Here is a 15,683-nt window from a genome sequence, read left to right on the forward strand (position 1 = left end):
GTCATCAACAATAAAGAAAACCTCCGTTTGAAATTAACAAAACAAAGGTTTACTTTATTTGCCTGTATTCACGCTTTAGTGCGTTTCTTCCTGCGGTGTAAATTTTAGCTCAATTAAGGCAATGGCTTTCTGAATAGCGCGCCGGGTCACCGGATCCGCCGCTGCCGGATGCGTAGTGAAATCGATGGTTTTAAGCTGGTTAGCCATCTTCTCACGCACCTCAACCGGGGCGATAACATCAATGACGTCGAGGATCTGTTTGATCACCAGCTGGCACGCCACAACGTCGGATACCAGCTCCTGATCGGCGCTAAGATTTTGAGACATAGTTACTCCTGAGTTACAGAAACAAAAAAACCTGCCGCAGCAGGTTTTTTATCACAGCAACTTTATTAAAACATAGCGCCCGGCGGTACGTCTTTAAAAGTCTTGCAGTAGGTTTCAAAAATGCTTTTCAGGATTTTGCGCAGTTTCATGTTTTGCTCCGGCTATTTTGTTATGCAGGTGTTACTTATCTATGGGCGTATAATATGACCTACATCACAAAAATCAACCACTTTGTGATGCATATCACATCAATTTCGCCACGCTTTTTCTGTTTTTGTTAAAAATCCATTGAACAATCCGTAGGTTACGGTGGTTTCATTTTTTTTAATTATTATAATTTTTTTTGAAATGGCAGACCAAAAATGAGTGAAAATACCCTCCCGGAGAAGTCGCGGGGCGTCTCGCCCGCCGCGCTGCTGGTCGCCGGGGCCTTTTTTATGGAGTTTCTCGACGGGACGGTGATAGCCACAGCCCTGCCGGATATGGCGCGGAGCTTTGGCGTCGACGCAGTCGCACTGAACATCGGTATCAGCGCCTACCTGATCACCCTTGCGGTACTGATCCCAGCCAGCGGCTGGATAGCCGACCGCTTCGGTGCGCGTAAGGTCTTCACTGCCGCGCTGGCGATCTTTACTCTCGCATCGGTATTCTGCGGCCTCTCCACCAGCGTTGAGATGTTTGTGGCGATGCGCGTGTTGCAGGGGATGGGCGGCGCGCTGATGGTTCCCGTCGGCAGGCTCGCCGTGCTGCGTACCACGCCTAAGCATCTGCTGATCACCGCCATCGCTACCCTCACCTGGCCTGCGCTGGTCGCGCCTATTATCGGCCCACCGCTGGGCGGGTTTATAACCCACTATGCCGACTGGCGCTGGATCTTCTTTATCAACGTGCCGATTGGCCTGCTGGCTATTCTCCTGGCGCTGCGCATTATTCCCGATATTCGCGACGACGAGCGCCGCCCGTTCGACCTGGCTGGCTTTCTCGCTACCTCGGTGGCGATGATCAGCCTGGTGTGCGCCATGGAGATGCTGGGAGGTGAACAGCAGCAGGGAGCCTGGACGCTCGGCCTGCTGGCGCTAGGCGCGGCCACCCTGGTCTACGCGCTGCGCCATTTTCAGCGTGTCCGCTGGCCGATGATCCGCCTTGATGCCATGCGGGTGCCTACCTTTCGCGTCACCATGTACGGTGGTTCGCTATTTCGCGCCTCTATTAGCGCGGTACCCTTTCTGTTGCCGCTGATGTTCCAGGTGGGTTTTGGGATGGATCCGTTTCATGCCGGGCTGCTGGTGCTGGCGGTGTTCGTGGGTAACCTGACGATTAAGCCAGCCACCACGCCGCTGATCCGCTGGCTCGGCTTTAAAAAGCTGCTGCTGATTAACGGTGCGCTGAACGTGCTGGCCCTGCTGGCCTGCGCCTTTATTACCCCGACGACGCCGGTGTGGGTGATTTTTGTCGTGCTCTACCTGGGCGGGGTTTTTCGCTCGGTACAGTTTACCGGCGTCAGCACGCTGGCCTTCGCCGATGTCCCCTCTGCGCAGATGAGCTATGCCAATACCCTGTTCAGCACGGCTACGCAGCTGGCGGTTGGGCTGGGTATCACGCTCGGCGCGATTGGCATTCGTCTGGGGGAGAAAGCCAGCGACTGGCTAGCGCTTGGCGGCGTGCCGGGCATCAGCTTCCGGCTGGCGTTTGTGTTTATCGCCCTGATCTGTCTGGTGGGCATGGTTGATACGTTCAGGCTGACGAAGGATGCGGGCAGCGCGGTGTCATCTAAGAAAGGTTAATGCATTGCCGGGTCAGCATAGCGCTGCCCGGCACAGGATGTGTTATGCAAGCATTTCGCGAACGAACGCTTCGATCTCGTTATCCTGACAGTGCTCAAAGAAGCACTCCTGGAAACGCTGACCGGAGACGGCGGTTTTCACCAGTTCAGGATCGATGGCGCGCAGGGTATCGAGATAGTTATCTTTTACCACTGCCGCTTTCACCTGGTTGAGGATCCCGGCGTTACGCACCTGCGGCTCTTTACGCTCTGGCGGGTAGCCTTCGCCTTTACGGCCGGTAAAAGCTTTCTCAAAGATAAAGCGTACGTTCAGCTCGGCACCCCAGCCGAAGCCTTTAGCAAACGGCAGCGCCAGGGCATTACCGTTGTTGATCTGGGCAAACAGGAAGGCATCAGCCGGATCGATACAGTAGCCGCAGTTCACGCCTGGGTGGATGTTCAGCGACATCAACGCACCCTGGCCAGTGCCGCAGCCGGCAATCACAAAATCGACCGCCTTTGAATTCAGCAGGATGCTGGCCATGATACCCAGATGGATATAGGTCAGATGATGGTCATTCTCATCGCTCATCCCAACGTTGAAAACCGGGAAGCCTTTATCATCAGCGACGGTTTTCAGCTCTTTGAGAATGATGGCGTTTTTGGCAGCCTGGCTGTTTTCCATCATCAGTGCAATTTTCATTATCTCTTCTCCTGAATGCGTTGCGGGGGATCCCGTCATAAAGGGCTAAACAGCTTAAACCTTACTACCTGGCAAACATACTTTCAAATTTAATGAAAAATGGTTTTAAAAATTAGAGATGCGGTCACAGTTTTGCTTAGGCCAGCCCCTCTCCCGCTACCGTTACGATTAGATCGGTTAGATTCTTTGGCTATTCCGGGCATTGGCTAATTATGCTGGCTGTAGGATGAGATCATCGAAACTGAATCAGAGCGTTTTCATGAAAAGATCTCTCCTCGCCGCTTCGCTGATGCTGCTTGCTGGATGCACCATCACCAAAGAACCTGAAGTTACCGACGTAAACCCGGCAACGGGCCTGGTGCGCCTGCACTTTAACGAGACGATGCTGCAGAAGGCCCGCTATGACGACTACACCACTCAGGGAACGGCAAATCGTCAGTGCCAGCAGATGGGCTATGCCACAGCGATTGCCTTCGGTCAGCCGGTTAAAACCTGTAGCGTCATCAGCGGATCGCTGTGCCTGAACGAAACCGTCACGCTTCAGTACCAGTGTCAGGGCCATGCGGTGAACTATTCCCCCGCAGGCGTCTATTACTGATAGAGAACGCCTTAACCACACGCTGTAATTCGTATCGTTATCTTTACAGCCAATGTAACGGTGGTTTGACGTAAACACGCTTTTGCCTTACTCTGCGCCGCACAATTTTGGTGCGCAGTTCAGGTGTAAGAGAAGCGTGAAGAACAGGACTTTTGGCAGTATGTTTATCGTTGCCGGGACCACCATTGGTGCCGGTATGCTGGCGATGCCGCTGGCCGCCGCGGGCGTTGGCTTTGGCGTAACGCTGGCGTTACTATTTTGCCTGTGGGGGCTAATGTGTTACACCGCCCTGCTGCTGCTGGAGGTGTATCAGCACGTTCCGGCGGATACCGGGCTAGGTACACTGGCCCGTCGCTATCTCGGTCGCTACGGACAGTGGGCGACCGGTTTTAGCATGCTGTTCCTGATGTATGCCCTGACGGCGGCCTACATGAGCGGCGCAGGCGAGCTGCTGGCCTCAAGCCTGAGCGAGTGGCTTAGCCTCTCCGTGTCTCCAGCGACCGGCGTACTGCTGTTTACCTTTGTCGCTGGCGGTGTGGTCTGCATTGGCACGTCGCTGGTGGATCTCTTCAACCGTTTTCTGTTCAGCGCTAAGCTGATTTTCCTGATTGTGATGCTGGCGCTGCTGATGCCTCACGTGCATAAGGTAAATCTCCTGACGCTGCCGCTGGAGAAGGGGCTGGCACTCTCTGCTATCCCGGTGATCTTTACCTCTTTTGGTTTTCACGGCAGCGTGCCGAGCATCGTTAGCTACATGAACGGCAACGTGCGGAAGCTGCGCTGGGTCTTTATTACCGGCAGCGCCATTCCGCTGGTGGCCTATATCTTCTGGCAGCTGGCAACGCTGGGTAGCATCGACTCCACCACCTTCTTTGGCCTGATGGCGAACAGCGCCGGGCTTAACGGCCTGCTGCAGGCCCTGCGCGACGTGGTAGCCTCACCACACGTAGAGCTGGCGGTGCACCTGTTTGCCGATCTGGCGCTGGCGACCTCGTTTTTAGGCGTGACCCTGGGGCTATTTGATTACCTGGCCGATCTCTTTAACCGTCGTAATACCGCGATGGGCAGGCTACAGACCGGGGCGATTACCTTCCTGCCACCGCTGGCTTTTGCTCTCTTCTATCCGCGCGGCTTTGTAATGGCGCTGGGCTATGCGGGCGTGGCGCTGGCCGTACTGGCACTGCTGATCCCTTCCCTGCTGGCGTGGCAGAGCCGTAAGCATACCCCGCGGTCGGAATACCGCGTACGGGGCGGTAAACCCGCTCTGCTACTGGTGCTCTTCTGCGGTGTGGCGGTGATTGCGATTCAGTGCGGTATTGCAGCGGGCGTGCTGCCAGAGGTGGGTTAGAGAAGTGAGCTCAACGTAGGCCGGGCAAACGCAGTGCCGCCCGGCGTTACAGTGTCTATCAGTGCAGACAGCACTGCTTGAACTTTTTGCCGCTGCCGCACGGACAAGGATCGTTGCGCCCGACCTTATCACCGTTCACTATCGGCTGTTTTACCGGACGTTCCTGCTGATTGTCAGTCCAGTAGTCAAACAGCGCCAGCGCAGCGGGTTTCAGCGCCTCAACGCTTGCCTCGAAGGCCTCCGGGGTCATCTCCTCTACGCGGGTAAAGTTCTCTTCTTTTCCGTGCAGCGCAATAGCCTCTAGCCCAGGCTGTAGCGACTCGGGCAGCGTTGACCAGTCGCTCAGCGCGACACCGCGCATATAGCCGAAGCACCACTCCTCCACGATGCTGAGATCCTGGCCTTCAATGGTGCGTGTACCAAACAGCGGCTCAAACTGCTCCGGGTAATCGGCAAGACGCTCGGCGATATCGTTCATATGCTGGAACGAGAGCGTCATAAAGCGCTCCATCTCCTTTTCGGATGACCAGCGTGGAACGTGGTTCGCACCGCCCCAGATAGCCACCAGCCACTCGCTCGGCTCGATCTCCGTTGGCGCGCTCAGCACTGCGGTCAGCAGGCCGTCCAGCTCCGCAACGTCGACAATGGACGCCTCATTGCTGTATTTCGCCAGCACGTCATCCAGCCACTCCAGCTCTTTCTCATCCAGCGGTCCGGTTTTCATCATTCACTACCTCAGTTTGGGGCGGACGTATATATAATAGACGACCGCAAATCGCAGGCACAAAAAAACCACCCGTAGGTGGTTTCACGACACTGCTTATTGCTTTGATTATTCTGTTAATTTCCAATGGTACCCGGAGCGGGACTTGAACCCGCACAGCCTTACAGCCGAGGGATTTTAAATCCCTTGTGTCTACCGATTTCACCATCCGGGCTCGGGAGGAAATTGGAGGCGCGTTCCGGAGTCGAACCGGACTAGACGGATTTGCAATCCGCTACATAACCGCTTTGCTAACGCGCCTTAAATCTTTGTCTTGCGACCTGCACCCGCACTCTTTAACTCCATACAGTGCCGATACCTTAATTTGGAGCGGGAAACGAGACTCGAACTCGCGACCCCGACCTTGGCAAGGTCGTGCTCTACCAACTGAGCTATTCCCGCTTATCAGGTGATTATGCTAATCACTTGATTTTACTCTCATCTGGCAAGCTGCGCCGCCGTCTGATGCGATGCATTCTACTTACCTGACGGACTGAGTCAACGATATTTTTTAAAACCCGGATCGTTTGCTGAAAATTAAGCCGAAACGATCACTGTTCCAGCAAATCGCCCCGGGCAGCGTTTAAATACTGGAACATGGACCACAGGGTCAGCACCGCAGCGACCCACAGCAGGCCAATTCCCGCCCACTCTACCCAGGCGTTTGGCCGCCACAGCATCCATACCAGCGAGGCCATCTGCGCGGTGGTTTTAACTTTACCAATCCACGATACCGCTACGCTGCTGCGCTTGCCCAGCTCCGCCATCCACTCGCGCAGGGCAGAGATGATGATCTCGCGACCAATCATGGTCGCAGCAGGCAGCGTCACCCACCAGGTGTGATAGTGCTCGGCTACCAGCACCATGGCGATGGCGACCATTACCTTATCCGCCACCGGATCGAGGAACGCGCCGAAACGGGTGCTCTGGTTCCAGCGCCGAGCCAGATAGCCATCAAACCAGTCCGTCACCGCAGCGACGAGAAAGATCAGCGCACATGCGAAGGGAGCCCAGACCACAGGTAGATAAAACGCCACCACGAAGAACGGGATCAGGATGACACGAAAAAGCGTGAGCAACGTTGGGATATTGTATCGCATAGTGGCAGGTAACTATCTGTTGTCAGTAAAAATTAGCCCTATGTTGCTACAGAGCCCTCAATGTTTCAACGAGTAGAAGATCTTTTCTGCCAGCCCCTGCGAAATACCCGGCACTTTTGCGATGTCCTCAACGCTGGCGTTGAGTAAACCCTGCAATCCACCCATGTATTTCAGCAGCATCTGGCGGCGCTTCGGCCCGACCCCTTCAATGGTCTCCAGGGTACTGGTATTTTTCACCTTCGCGCGTTTTTTACGGTGCCCGCTGATGGCGTGATTGTGCGACTCATCGCGGATATGTTGGATCACGTGCAGCGCCGGTGAGTCTGGCGGCAGGTTAAAGCCCTCTCCCTCTGGTTCGAAGAAGAGCGTCTCCAGCCCCGCCTTACGGTCGGTGCCTTTCGCTACGCCCAGCAGCAGCGGATGGTGCTTATCCCAGGGAACGTCCAGCTCGGCAAAGACCGTCTTCGCCTGACTTAACTGCCCCTTGCCGCCGTCGATTAAGATCACGTCCGGTACCTTGCTCTCTTCAATGGCCTTACCGTAACGACGACGCAGCACCTGATTCATGGCCGCATAGTCATCGCCTGGGGTAATACCGGTGATGTTGTACCGGCGGTACTCGGCACGCAGCGGCCCGTTGGCGTCAAATACCACGCAGGAGGCGACGGTCTGCTCGCCCATGGTGTGGCTAATATCAAAACACTCCATGCGTCGAACCGCCGGCAGCTTCAGCAGCGTCGCGAGCGCCACCAGGCGTTGGCTAACCGTTGACTGCTGGGAGAGCTTGGTGCTGAGCGCCGTGGCGGCGTTAGTGCGAGCCAGCTTGAGGTAGCGCGCCCGGTCGCCGCGCGGTTTAGTCTGCACGTTGACGCGGCGACCTGCCAGCTCGGAGAGCGAGTCGGCCAGCAGCGTTTTGTCGTTGAGATCAAAGTCGAGCAGGATTTCGCCCGGCAGAGTGCGCATCTGGCTGCCCTGAAGGTAGAACTGCCCCACGAAGGTCTCTACCACTTCGCCAAGCTCGGTGCCGCCCGGCACCTTCGGGAAGTAGCTCCGGCTGCCTAACACCTTGCCCTGGCGAATAAAGAGCACGTGCACGCAGGCCATACCGGCATCGAACGACACGCCGATGACGTCGAGATCGTCGCCATTGTTAGAGACGAACTGCTTCTCCGTGACGCGACGTACGGCCTGGATCTGATCGCGAATGCGCGCCGCCTCTTCAAAGTCGAGATCGCGGCTGGCCTTCTCCATGCGCTCAATCAGCAGGTTCAGGACCTGATCGTCCTTGCCCGCCAGGAAGAGGCGCACGTAGTTAACCTGCTGAGCGTACTCCTCCTCGCTGACCAGCCCTTCGACGCACGGCCCAAGGCAGCGACCGATCTGGTACTGCAAGCAGGGACGGGAGCGGTTGCGGTAGACGCTGTTTTCACACTGGCGGATAGGGAAGATCTTTTGCAGCAGCGCTAAGGTCTCGCGCACCGCGTAACCGTTCGGGAACGGTCCAAAGTACTCCCCTTTCGCATGCTTAGCTCCCCGGTGCGTCGCCAGACGCGGGTGGGTATCACCGCTGAGAAAGATGAACGGGTAGGATTTATCGTCGCGCAGCAGCACGTTGTACCGTGGCTGATACAGCTTGATATAGTTATGCTCAAGCAGCAGCGCCTCCGTTTCCGTATGGGTTACCGTCACGTCGATCTGCTGGATCTGGGAGACCAGCGCTTCGGTTTTTCGTGAGGCAAGATTGCTACGGAAGTAGCTGGACAGGCGCTTCTTGAGATCTTTGGCTTTACCGACGTAGATAACAGTACCACCGGCGTCATACATGCGGTAGACACCGGGTTTACTGGTAACCGTACTCAGAAAGGCTTTTGAATCAAAAACATCACTCACTGACTTGTTAACGTCTCCGCATTACACAGACCATGACGAATGGCCAGGTGGGTGAGCTCTACATCGCCATGAATGTTCAATTTACTGAACATACGGTAGCGGTAGCTGTTCACCGTCTTCGGACTGAGATTCAACTGTTCAGAAATCTCATTCACCTTTTGGCCTTTGGTTATCATCAGCATAATCTGCAATTCGCGTTCAGACAAACTGGCAAAGGGAGATTCGGTTTTCTCTGGCTCAATTTGGCTGAGCGCCATTTGCTGGGCAATATCGGAAGCAATATAGCGCTGTCCCGAATAAACGGCGCGAATAGCGTTAACCATCTCTTTCGGGGCGGCCCCCTTGCTGAGATAGCCTGACGCCCCCGCCTGCATCACTTTGGCAGGCAGCGGACTCTCGGTGTGAACCGTTAACATAATGACTTTGGTATCGGGCACGGAGCGCGCAATTTTACGCGTGGCCTCCAGGCCGCCGATACCGGGCATGTTCATATCCATCAGCACCACATCCACCGGATGGGCACGGCACCATTTTACGGCATCTTCGCCGCAGCTGACCTCGCCGGAAACTTTTATGCCTTTAATATCTTCCAGAATGCGTCGTATCCCTGCGCGCACAAGCTCGTGGTCATCAACAAGAAGAACGTTGATCAAAGCAAATCTCCAAAAAGGGATAACGCGACTGACAGTACAGTCACTCTATATTAGCGTTAATTGAGCGAAAACTAAAAGATTAAATGCGATGTCTACGATTTCGTTCGCAAAATTGGAAATAAAGCTGTACAAACCTGGAAAGGGTCCCGTCTCGCCTGGATTTTAAACTATACTAATTACTACTTTTCAGAGGGTTAAGGGCAATACTATTATTTATGCCTTGTAAAGCGCCCTTTTTTCTTTGTAACAATAGTTAACGGCTTTTATACCTCTTTTTAAACATATTCCCCACGTTATAAATTAGTGCAAATCGTAATAACATGCTATTTACGCGCTGACTTGTATGGCGACCAAAAAACAACCAGTGCTATTTTCTTTAGCGCTTGTGTTATACTCCGCCGCCTTTACATTCACGGGCGCGCACAGGCGCTGTCACATATCGAGGAAAATAGATGAGCACTCCTGACTTCACTACTGCGGAAAATAATCAACAGCTGGCGCAGGAAGTCGCCTGTATGAAAACACTGGTCACCCTGATGCTGCAGGCGCTGGGTCAGGCGGACGCCGGTCGTATCATCCTGAAAATGGAAAAACAGATCGCGCAGATGGAAAACGACGCGCAGGCTGACGTATTCGCTAATACGGTTAAGCAGATTAAACAAGCTTACCGTCAGTGAGAGTAACCGGCTGGCAGGCTGTCAGCCGGTGGTACGTTCGGCACGCGAAACGCAGATGGGATTCAAATGAATCCAGTGGCCGCTGCATAGCAGGCAATCTGCGTTTTATTCGGTGCGTTAAACTTCTTCTGCATGTTTTTCTGGTGAAAATTCACCGTGTTCTCTGAAATCGACAGGATCATGGCGATCTCCGCCGACGTCTTTCCTTCTGCCGTCCACTTGAGAATTTCACACTCGCGCTTGCTGAATTTCATCTCTGGCGACATCACCATCTCCTCTTCCAGGCGTGATAGCGTCAGCAGGCTCAGCTGCACCAACAGCTGGAGAGAAAGCTCAATCTCATCAGCACTGAGGCTTTTACCCCGAACGGAGGTTTTGGATACCGACAGGAAGCCGATAGCTCGGTTAGGCAGCATCAGACACTGGGTATAACCTTTGCGCAGCCCATGATCGCGCGCCGCGTCCCACATCGTCTGAGCCTCTTGAAACAGGCGATCGTTCCAGGGGAGATGGCCCTGAATAAAGTTATCCGGCTTCAGCACAGGATCGACGGAAAAATAGTTCTCCGCACAGTAGTGTGCTCTCCAGACATCAGGGTAGGAGGTTTCAAGGAAGGTTTTTGGTCGTGTAAAAGGCACCGGATGACGCACGCATAACGAGTAGTAGTCAAATTCCAGCAGTTGCGTCTGGCGCTCTAACTCTTTATAGACCTCGTCCGCTGCTGTCATCTCGCTAAACCGCCGCAGCATTTCCCTTCGCCATGTAAAAAAATCAATATCCTGCATACTGAGCGCGAAAACCCCGTTCGTTATATATTTATTATGAATGTACAAAACTATCACATAAATCTTATTTTAAGATCCAAATTATCCGACTCGTAGGAAATTAACTGAATTTATATGCCAGCCGAAGCGGCATTAACGGGAGAAATGGCGGGGTGTTAGCCAATTGTTAAAGCCGATGCCTTAACGCACCCACCGGCGTAACTAGCCGATGGGCGCGTAGCCAGGCACTACTGCATGAGGAATTTTTCCAGGAACTGGCGGGTTCGTGGCTGCTGCGGGTCGGCAAACAGCGTTTTGGCTGGCCCCTGCTCCACTATCCGGCCCTGATCCATAAAGATGGCACGATCGGCCACGTCTCGGGCAAAGCTCATCTCATGGGTCACGATCACCATGGTACGTTTTTCCTGCGCCAGCTGACGGATCGTGCTCAGCACCTCGCCCACCAGCTCAGGATCCAGCGCCGAGGTTGGCTCATCAAAGAGGATCACGTCCGGGCGCATCGCCAGCGCGCGGGCAATGGCGACGCGCTGCTGCTGTCCGCCGGAGAGGCGTTTCGGGTAGCTGGTCTCCTTGCCGCTCAACCCCACTTTCGCCAGCAGCGCCCGGGCGCGTGTCTCGGCCTCGGCTTTCGCTTCGCCCTTAACAATCACCGGCCCCTCAATAATATTTTCCAGTACCGTGCGGTGGGGAAAGAGGTTAAAGCTCTGGAACACAAAGCCAACGTGCTGACGCAGCTGGCGGATCTCTCCTTTCTGCTGGCTTAACGCCCGCGCCGTATCGATGGTGATGGTGCCGACGCGGATACTGCCGCTCTCCGGGTGCTCCAGCAGATTGATGCTGCGCAGCAGCGTCGTTTTGCCAGAGCCGCTGGGGCCGATGATGGCGACCACCTCCCCCTCGTTGACGTCTAAATCAATGCCATGCAGCACCGTCTGACCGTGAAACTTCTTCACCAGGTTTTTCACTTCAATCGCACTCATTTCGGATCGCGCTCCTGACGGTTAAGCTGGTTTTCAAAATAGTTCTGCAATGCAGAGAGTACCGTGGCCATCACCCAGTAGATCAGGGAGGCGGCGAGGTACATGGTAAAGACCTCCAGCGTCCGGGAGGTGATCAACTGCGCCTGACGGAACAGCTCCGGCACCTGGATAGTTGCCGCTAGCGAGGTATCTTTGACCAGGCTGATAAAGCTGTTGCTGAGCGGCGGCAGCGCTACCCTGGCCGCCTGAGGTAAAATGGCGCGGCGCAGCGTTTGCCACGGGGTCATACCGATACTGGCCGCGGCCTCCCACTGCCCCTTATCGATAGAGGAGATGGCGGCGCGCAGCGTTTCGGAGGTGTAGGCCGCCGTATTGAGCGACAGGCCGATCATCGCCGCCGGAAGCGGATCCAGTTCGATGCCGAACTGCGGCAGGCCGTAGTAAATCATAAACAGCTGGGCAATCAGCGGCGTGCCGCGAAACACGGAAATATAGAAACGTGCCAGCCAGCGTACCGGCGCAATGACCGACATCCGCATCAGCGCCAGCATAAAGCCGAGCAGCAGACCAAAGAACATCCCGCCAATACTGAGCTGTAACGTAAATACCGCCCCGCGCAGCAGGTACGGCAATGACTCTATCACCAGTTGAATACTCTCTTGCATTATGGTTTTTCTGCCTGAATGTTAAACGTGGGGATGGTAGGCAAAGAGCGCAGGCGCGCCGCCAGTATGAATAAACAGGATCGGCCCCTGATCCTTGAAACGGTTCTGGTTAATGCCATCGATCAGCCCAGCCATCGCTTTGCCGGTATAAACCGGATCCAGCAGAATACCTTCCAGGCGGGCCAGCAGTTTGATCGCCTCCACGCCCTCCTCGTTCGGCGTGCCGTAGCCGGGCGCAAAATAGTCATCCCACAGCACGATATCCGCCTTCGCCTCAACCTCAAGCTCGCGGGCGATGGCCTGCTGAAGCGCAACCACTTTTGGCTTCTGCTCGTCACGCTTGCGGGAGACGGTCACGCCGATCAGCTCCGCCTCAGGCATCAGCTGCTCAAGGCCAACCGCCAACCCGGCATGCGTCCCGGCGCTGCCGGAGGCCACCACGATGGAAGAGAGCTCTACCGCCCCCTCACACTGCTGGGCAATCTCCAGGGCGCTCTCCACATAGCCTAATGCGCCTAGCGCGTTCGAGCCGCCAACCGGAATGACATAGGGACGGAAACCCTGGGCCTCAATACGCGTCGCCAGCTCAGCCAGCTGCGCCACCGGATCGGTCAGGGCGTCGCACATCTCAATCTGGGCGTTGAAAAGATCCAGCAGCAGCCGGTTACCGTTAGTAAGATAGTTCTCTGCCCGCGTGCCGATGGGGTTCTCCAGCAGCGCCACGCAGTGCAGGCCAAGCTTAGCCGCCACGGCGGCGGTCTGGCGGACGTGATTGGACTGGATTGCCCCGGCGGTGATCAGCGTATCCGCGCCCTCCCGCAGCGCGTCGGCGGCGAGGAACTCCAGCTTGCGCAGCTTGTTGCCGCCCAGCGCCATCGGCGTTACGTCGTCGCGTTTGATGTAGATTTCACGACCCAGATAGTCAGAGAAGCGCGGCAGGTACTCCAGCGGCGTCGGTGCGCCAATAAATTCGAGGCGCGGAAAGCGGGTCAGGTTTTGCAAGGACATAGGGCCTCCGGTGGCCGATTTAAGACGTGCGTGGTGTTAATTATGTACCTTTAGCGGCAGAAATAAAAAAGGCGCTTCAATAAGCGCCTTTTTACCGCCGGTGAACGTTACTTGGTCACGTCAGCACCGAACCATTTTTCTGACAGCGCCTTCAGGGTACCGTCTTTTTGCATAGCGGCAATCGCATCGTCAACCGCCTTCAGCAGGTCCTGGTTGTCTTTACGCAGCGCCACGCCCGCTTCCTGCCGGGAGAACGGCTCGCCCGCTACCGCCAGCGTATCCTTGGTCTTTTTCACCAGATCCAGCGCCGCCAGACGATCCACCAGAATGGCGTCAATACGGCCTACGCGCAGATCCTGGTATTTGGTCGGGTCATCATCATAGGTACGAATATCCACGCCCTGTACGTTCTTGCGCAGCCACTCTTCATAATTGGTTCCCAGACCCACGCCGACCTTTTTATCTTTCAGATCGGCAGCGGTTTTGATCCCACTCTCATTGCCCTTCTTCACCAGCGCCTGGATACCGGAGACGGTGTACGGGGTAGAGAAGTCATATTTTTTCTTACGCTCGTCAGAGATCGTCACCTGGTTGATCACCACGTCGATGCGTTTAGAGTCCAGCGAGGCCAGCATCCCGTCCCACTTGGTCGGCTTCAGCGAGGCTTTAACGCCGAGGTGTTTTGCCAGCTCTTCCGCGAACTCAACTTCGAAGCCGGTGAGCTTGCCGTCATCGCCCTGATAGCTGAACGGCGGATAGGTGCCTTCCAGCCCTACCAGCAGCGTGCCGCGATCTTTAACTTTTTTCAGCAGGCCTTCGTCGGCGAAGGATTTCGCGCTCACGCCTGCCATCAGCGCAACAGCCATTACACCCATCAGCGCCTGACGACCCAAAAGTGCTAATTTCATAGTTACCCCGAATATAATAATTGGTTGATAGGCAGTGTAAGGGGCTGAACCACAAGGTACAAACACCCGTACGCTACATATTATTCACTTTTAATATATATCAGAAGTTGCGCCGGAAGCGATTTTCTGACTGGCCATAAAGTGCGCCTGGGCTTTAAATTGCGCGTACTTGCGCAGGGCGATCCGGTAGTTATTGGTGCTGGTCGTGGGTAGCCACGGCTCCAGAACTTCATCCAGAAAACCGTCTTCAAGCTGGTCGGGGGTAATACGGTGGGCGGTAAGGTGATTACCAAGGCGGCGCAGGCGTACGACATACTCACGTACCGTGCCGTGGCTCATTTCGGTTTGCTCAAACAGATACTGTTTAAAGCCAATAATATCAAAAAAGTCGCTCTGCTCTTTGCAATGCAGATCGCCGCAGAAGCGGCACAGGGCAACCCACTCTTTCTGCTCTTGCTCCCAGCCCGCGTCGTCCAGCAGCGTGTCGAGGCGCGAGATAGCAATTTTGTTAACGATTTCGCCCCGGCGCACCAGCGTGATGCGGTCGAGCAGTTTATGGCAATGGGCGCAATGCGTTTGGCTGTGTTTAAAGTCTTTAAGGTAGCGGCTTAATGGCCGTCTTTTTACTTGTAGCACCGTCATGATAACTCCTGGTTGTCAATACGTTGTGCGACATCGTTCAGGCAGCACTCATTGCTGCCTATAACTTACCCAGTTTGGTACGTAAGCGTTTAATGGCCTGGCTATGGAGCTGGCTTACCCGCGACTCTCCCACGTCCAGCACCGCGCCGATCTCTTTGAGATTCAGCTCTTCCTGGTAGTAGAGCGTCAATACCAGCTGCTCACGCTCCGGCAAGGCTTCGATCGCCTCCATCACGCGATGGCGGAGATTGCTCTCCAGCAGCTGATGTAACGGGTTCTCCCGCTGGTGATCGTCAGTCACCAGCTCAATGCTATCGCCATGCTCTTCCCGCCACTCGTCATAGGAGAAGAGTTGGCTATTATTGGTATCGAGCAACATCTGACGATACTCTTCAACAGAAATATCGAGCCGCTGCGCAACTTCGGTTTCCGTTGCGTTACGGCCTAACTCCTGCTCAAGCTGCCCCATCGCCTGCGCCACTTCGCGGGCGTTACGCCGGACACTGCGTGGCACCCAATCGCGGCTGCGCAACTCGTCCAGCATGGCCCCACGAATACGCTGCACTGCGTAAGTGGTAAATGCCGTTCCTTGCAGAGCGTCGTATCGGTCAACTGCATTTAATAACCCGATACCGCCCGCCTGTAGCAGATCGTCCAGTTCCACACTCGCCGGCAAGCGCACCTGCAGGCGCAATGCTTCGTGACGCACTAGCGGTACATAACGTTGCCACAGCGAGTGTTTATCCATTACACCGTCAGCGGTATAGAGTGTATTCACGATAAACAGCCCTGCGTTAAATGAGTTATCGGCATGATTATCCGATTCTGGAGGGGTTTTAATCGGATGAATAGGGATATAAAAAGCGGTTTATTT

At 55.1% G+C, this 15,683-nt stretch carries 19 protein-coding genes and 3 tRNA genes; 5 read left to right on the top strand and 17 right to left on the bottom strand.

Going from position 1 to position 15,683, the window contains the following annotated elements:
• Nucleotides 1-75: 75 nt before the first annotated feature.
• Nucleotides 76-327, bottom strand: coding sequence for a DUF2766 family protein (locus tag FN633_RS10015; RefSeq protein WP_042391403.1), 252 nt, complete (start codon nt 325-327; stop codon nt 76-78).
• Nucleotides 328-392: 65 nt separating this feature from the next.
• Nucleotides 393-476 carry a stress response protein AzuC gene (gene azuC, locus FN633_RS10020; RefSeq protein WP_088218881.1) on the bottom strand — a complete coding sequence of 28 codons (84 nt, stop codon included), beginning with the start codon at nt 474-476 and terminating at the stop codon, nt 393-395.
• A gap of 213 nt (nt 477-689) precedes the next feature.
• Here azuC and FN633_RS10025 point away from each other — a divergent pair, with 213 nt between their 5' ends.
• Complete coding sequence (locus FN633_RS10025; protein WP_154057602.1) at nt 690-2,111, top strand: MFS transporter; 1,422 nt, start codon at nt 690-692, stop codon at nt 2,109-2,111.
• Between the two features lie 42 nt (nt 2,112-2,153).
• Here the strand turns inward: FN633_RS10025 and FN633_RS10030 are convergent, their stop codons facing one another.
• The gene (locus FN633_RS10030) at nt 2,154-2,792 is read right to left on the bottom strand and encodes an RpiB/LacA/LacB family sugar-phosphate isomerase (RefSeq protein WP_154057603.1); all 639 of its coding nucleotides are present in this window, start codon (nt 2,790-2,792) and stop codon (nt 2,154-2,156) included.
• Nucleotides 2,793-3,051: 259 nt separating this feature from the next.
• Between FN633_RS10030 and yecR the strand changes: the two genes are divergently transcribed.
• Nucleotides 3,052-3,390 carry a YecR family lipoprotein gene (gene yecR / locus FN633_RS10035; protein WP_042391466.1) on the top strand — a complete coding sequence of 113 codons (339 nt, stop codon included), beginning with the start codon at nt 3,052-3,054 and terminating at the stop codon, nt 3,388-3,390.
• 136 nt (nt 3,391-3,526) lie between these two features.
• Nucleotides 3,527-4,738 carry a tyrosine transporter TyrP gene (tyrP, locus tag FN633_RS10040; protein WP_154057604.1) on the top strand — a complete coding sequence of 404 codons (1,212 nt, stop codon included), beginning with the start codon at nt 3,527-3,529 and terminating at the stop codon, nt 4,736-4,738.
• Between the two features lie 58 nt (nt 4,739-4,796).
• Here tyrP and FN633_RS10045 read toward each other — a convergent pair whose 3' ends face one another.
• From FN633_RS10045 to uvrY, 7 genes are all read right to left on the bottom strand, one after another.
• Nucleotides 4,797-5,462 (bottom strand): YecA/YgfB family protein, encoded by a 666-nt coding sequence (locus tag FN633_RS10045; RefSeq protein ID WP_154058900.1) that lies wholly within the window; start codon nt 5,460-5,462, stop codon nt 4,797-4,799.
• Nucleotides 5,463-5,589: 127 nt separating this feature from the next.
• A tRNA-Leu gene (locus tag FN633_RS10050) sits at nt 5,590-5,676 on the bottom strand.
• A gap of 12 nt (nt 5,677-5,688) precedes the next feature.
• Nucleotides 5,689-5,762 (bottom strand) — tRNA-Cys (locus tag FN633_RS10055).
• A 65-nt stretch (nt 5,763-5,827) separates the two neighbouring features.
• A tRNA-Gly gene (locus FN633_RS10060) sits at nt 5,828-5,903 on the bottom strand.
• 149 nt (nt 5,904-6,052) lie between these two features.
• Nucleotides 6,053-6,601, bottom strand: coding sequence for a CDP-diacylglycerol--glycerol-3-phosphate 3-phosphatidyltransferase (gene pgsA, locus FN633_RS10065; protein WP_042391408.1), 549 nt, complete (start codon nt 6,599-6,601; stop codon nt 6,053-6,055).
• Nucleotides 6,602-6,658: 57 nt separating this feature from the next.
• The gene (gene uvrC / locus FN633_RS10070; RefSeq protein ID WP_042391409.1) at nt 6,659-8,491 is read right to left on the bottom strand and encodes an excinuclease ABC subunit UvrC; all 1,833 of its coding nucleotides are present in this window, start codon (nt 8,489-8,491) and stop codon (nt 6,659-6,661) included.
• A complete protein-coding gene (uvrY, locus tag FN633_RS10075; protein WP_042391410.1) occupies nt 8,488-9,144 on the bottom strand; it encodes a UvrY/SirA/GacA family response regulator transcription factor in 657 nt (218 codons plus the stop codon). The genes uvrC and uvrY overlap by 4 nt, the downstream gene beginning before the upstream one ends.
• A gap of 343 nt (nt 9,145-9,487) precedes the next feature.
• Here uvrY and FN633_RS18620 point away from each other — a divergent pair, with 343 nt between their 5' ends.
• Nucleotides 9,488-9,610 carry a hypothetical protein gene (locus tag FN633_RS18620; RefSeq protein ID WP_425049148.1) on the top strand — a complete coding sequence of 41 codons (123 nt, stop codon included), beginning with the start codon at nt 9,488-9,490 and terminating at the stop codon, nt 9,608-9,610.
• Entirely contained in the window at nt 9,597-9,821 is a 225-nt protein-coding gene (locus FN633_RS10080; protein ID WP_154057605.1) for a DUF2594 family protein, read from the top strand. Before FN633_RS18620 ends, FN633_RS10080 begins: the two co-directional genes overlap by 14 nt.
• Nucleotides 9,822-9,883: 62 nt before the next feature.
• On the opposite strand, the gene sdiA is transcribed toward FN633_RS10080, so the two are convergent.
• From sdiA to FN633_RS10115, 7 genes are all read right to left on the bottom strand, one after another.
• Nucleotides 9,884-10,606: a quorum-sensing transcriptional regulator SdiA gene (sdiA, locus tag FN633_RS10085; protein ID WP_154057606.1), complete on the bottom strand. Its 723-nt coding sequence runs from the start codon at nt 10,604-10,606 to the stop codon at nt 9,884-9,886.
• 227 nt (nt 10,607-10,833) lie between these two features.
• Complete coding sequence (gene tcyN, locus FN633_RS10090) at nt 10,834-11,586, bottom strand: L-cystine ABC transporter ATP-binding protein TcyN (protein ID WP_154057607.1); 753 nt, start codon at nt 11,584-11,586, stop codon at nt 10,834-10,836.
• Nucleotides 11,583-12,251: a cystine ABC transporter permease gene (tcyL, locus tag FN633_RS10095; protein WP_154057608.1), complete on the bottom strand. Its 669-nt coding sequence runs from the start codon at nt 12,249-12,251 to the stop codon at nt 11,583-11,585. The genes tcyN and tcyL overlap by 4 nt, the downstream gene beginning before the upstream one ends.
• 21 nt (nt 12,252-12,272) lie before the next feature.
• Nucleotides 12,273-13,259 (bottom strand): D-cysteine desulfhydrase, encoded by a 987-nt coding sequence (dcyD, locus tag FN633_RS10100; RefSeq protein WP_154057609.1) that lies wholly within the window; start codon nt 13,257-13,259, stop codon nt 12,273-12,275.
• A gap of 107 nt (nt 13,260-13,366) precedes the next feature.
• The gene (tcyJ, locus tag FN633_RS10105) at nt 13,367-14,167 is read right to left on the bottom strand and encodes a cystine ABC transporter substrate-binding protein (RefSeq protein WP_042391416.1); all 801 of its coding nucleotides are present in this window, start codon (nt 14,165-14,167) and stop codon (nt 13,367-13,369) included.
• A 90-nt stretch (nt 14,168-14,257) separates the two neighbouring features.
• On the bottom strand, nt 14,258-14,809 hold the full coding sequence (gene fliZ, locus FN633_RS10110) for a flagella biosynthesis regulatory protein FliZ (RefSeq protein WP_154057610.1): 552 nt from the start codon (nt 14,807-14,809) through the stop codon (nt 14,258-14,260).
• A 58-nt stretch (nt 14,810-14,867) separates the two neighbouring features.
• Nucleotides 14,868-15,587 carry an RNA polymerase sigma factor FliA gene (locus FN633_RS10115; protein WP_042391418.1) on the bottom strand — a complete coding sequence of 240 codons (720 nt, stop codon included), beginning with the start codon at nt 15,585-15,587 and terminating at the stop codon, nt 14,868-14,870.
• Between the last annotated feature and the right edge of the window lie 96 nt (nt 15,588-15,683).

Source organism: Pseudescherichia vulneris (assembly GCF_902164725.1).
GTDB lineage: Bacteria > Pseudomonadota > Gammaproteobacteria > Enterobacterales > Enterobacteriaceae > Pseudescherichia > Pseudescherichia vulneris.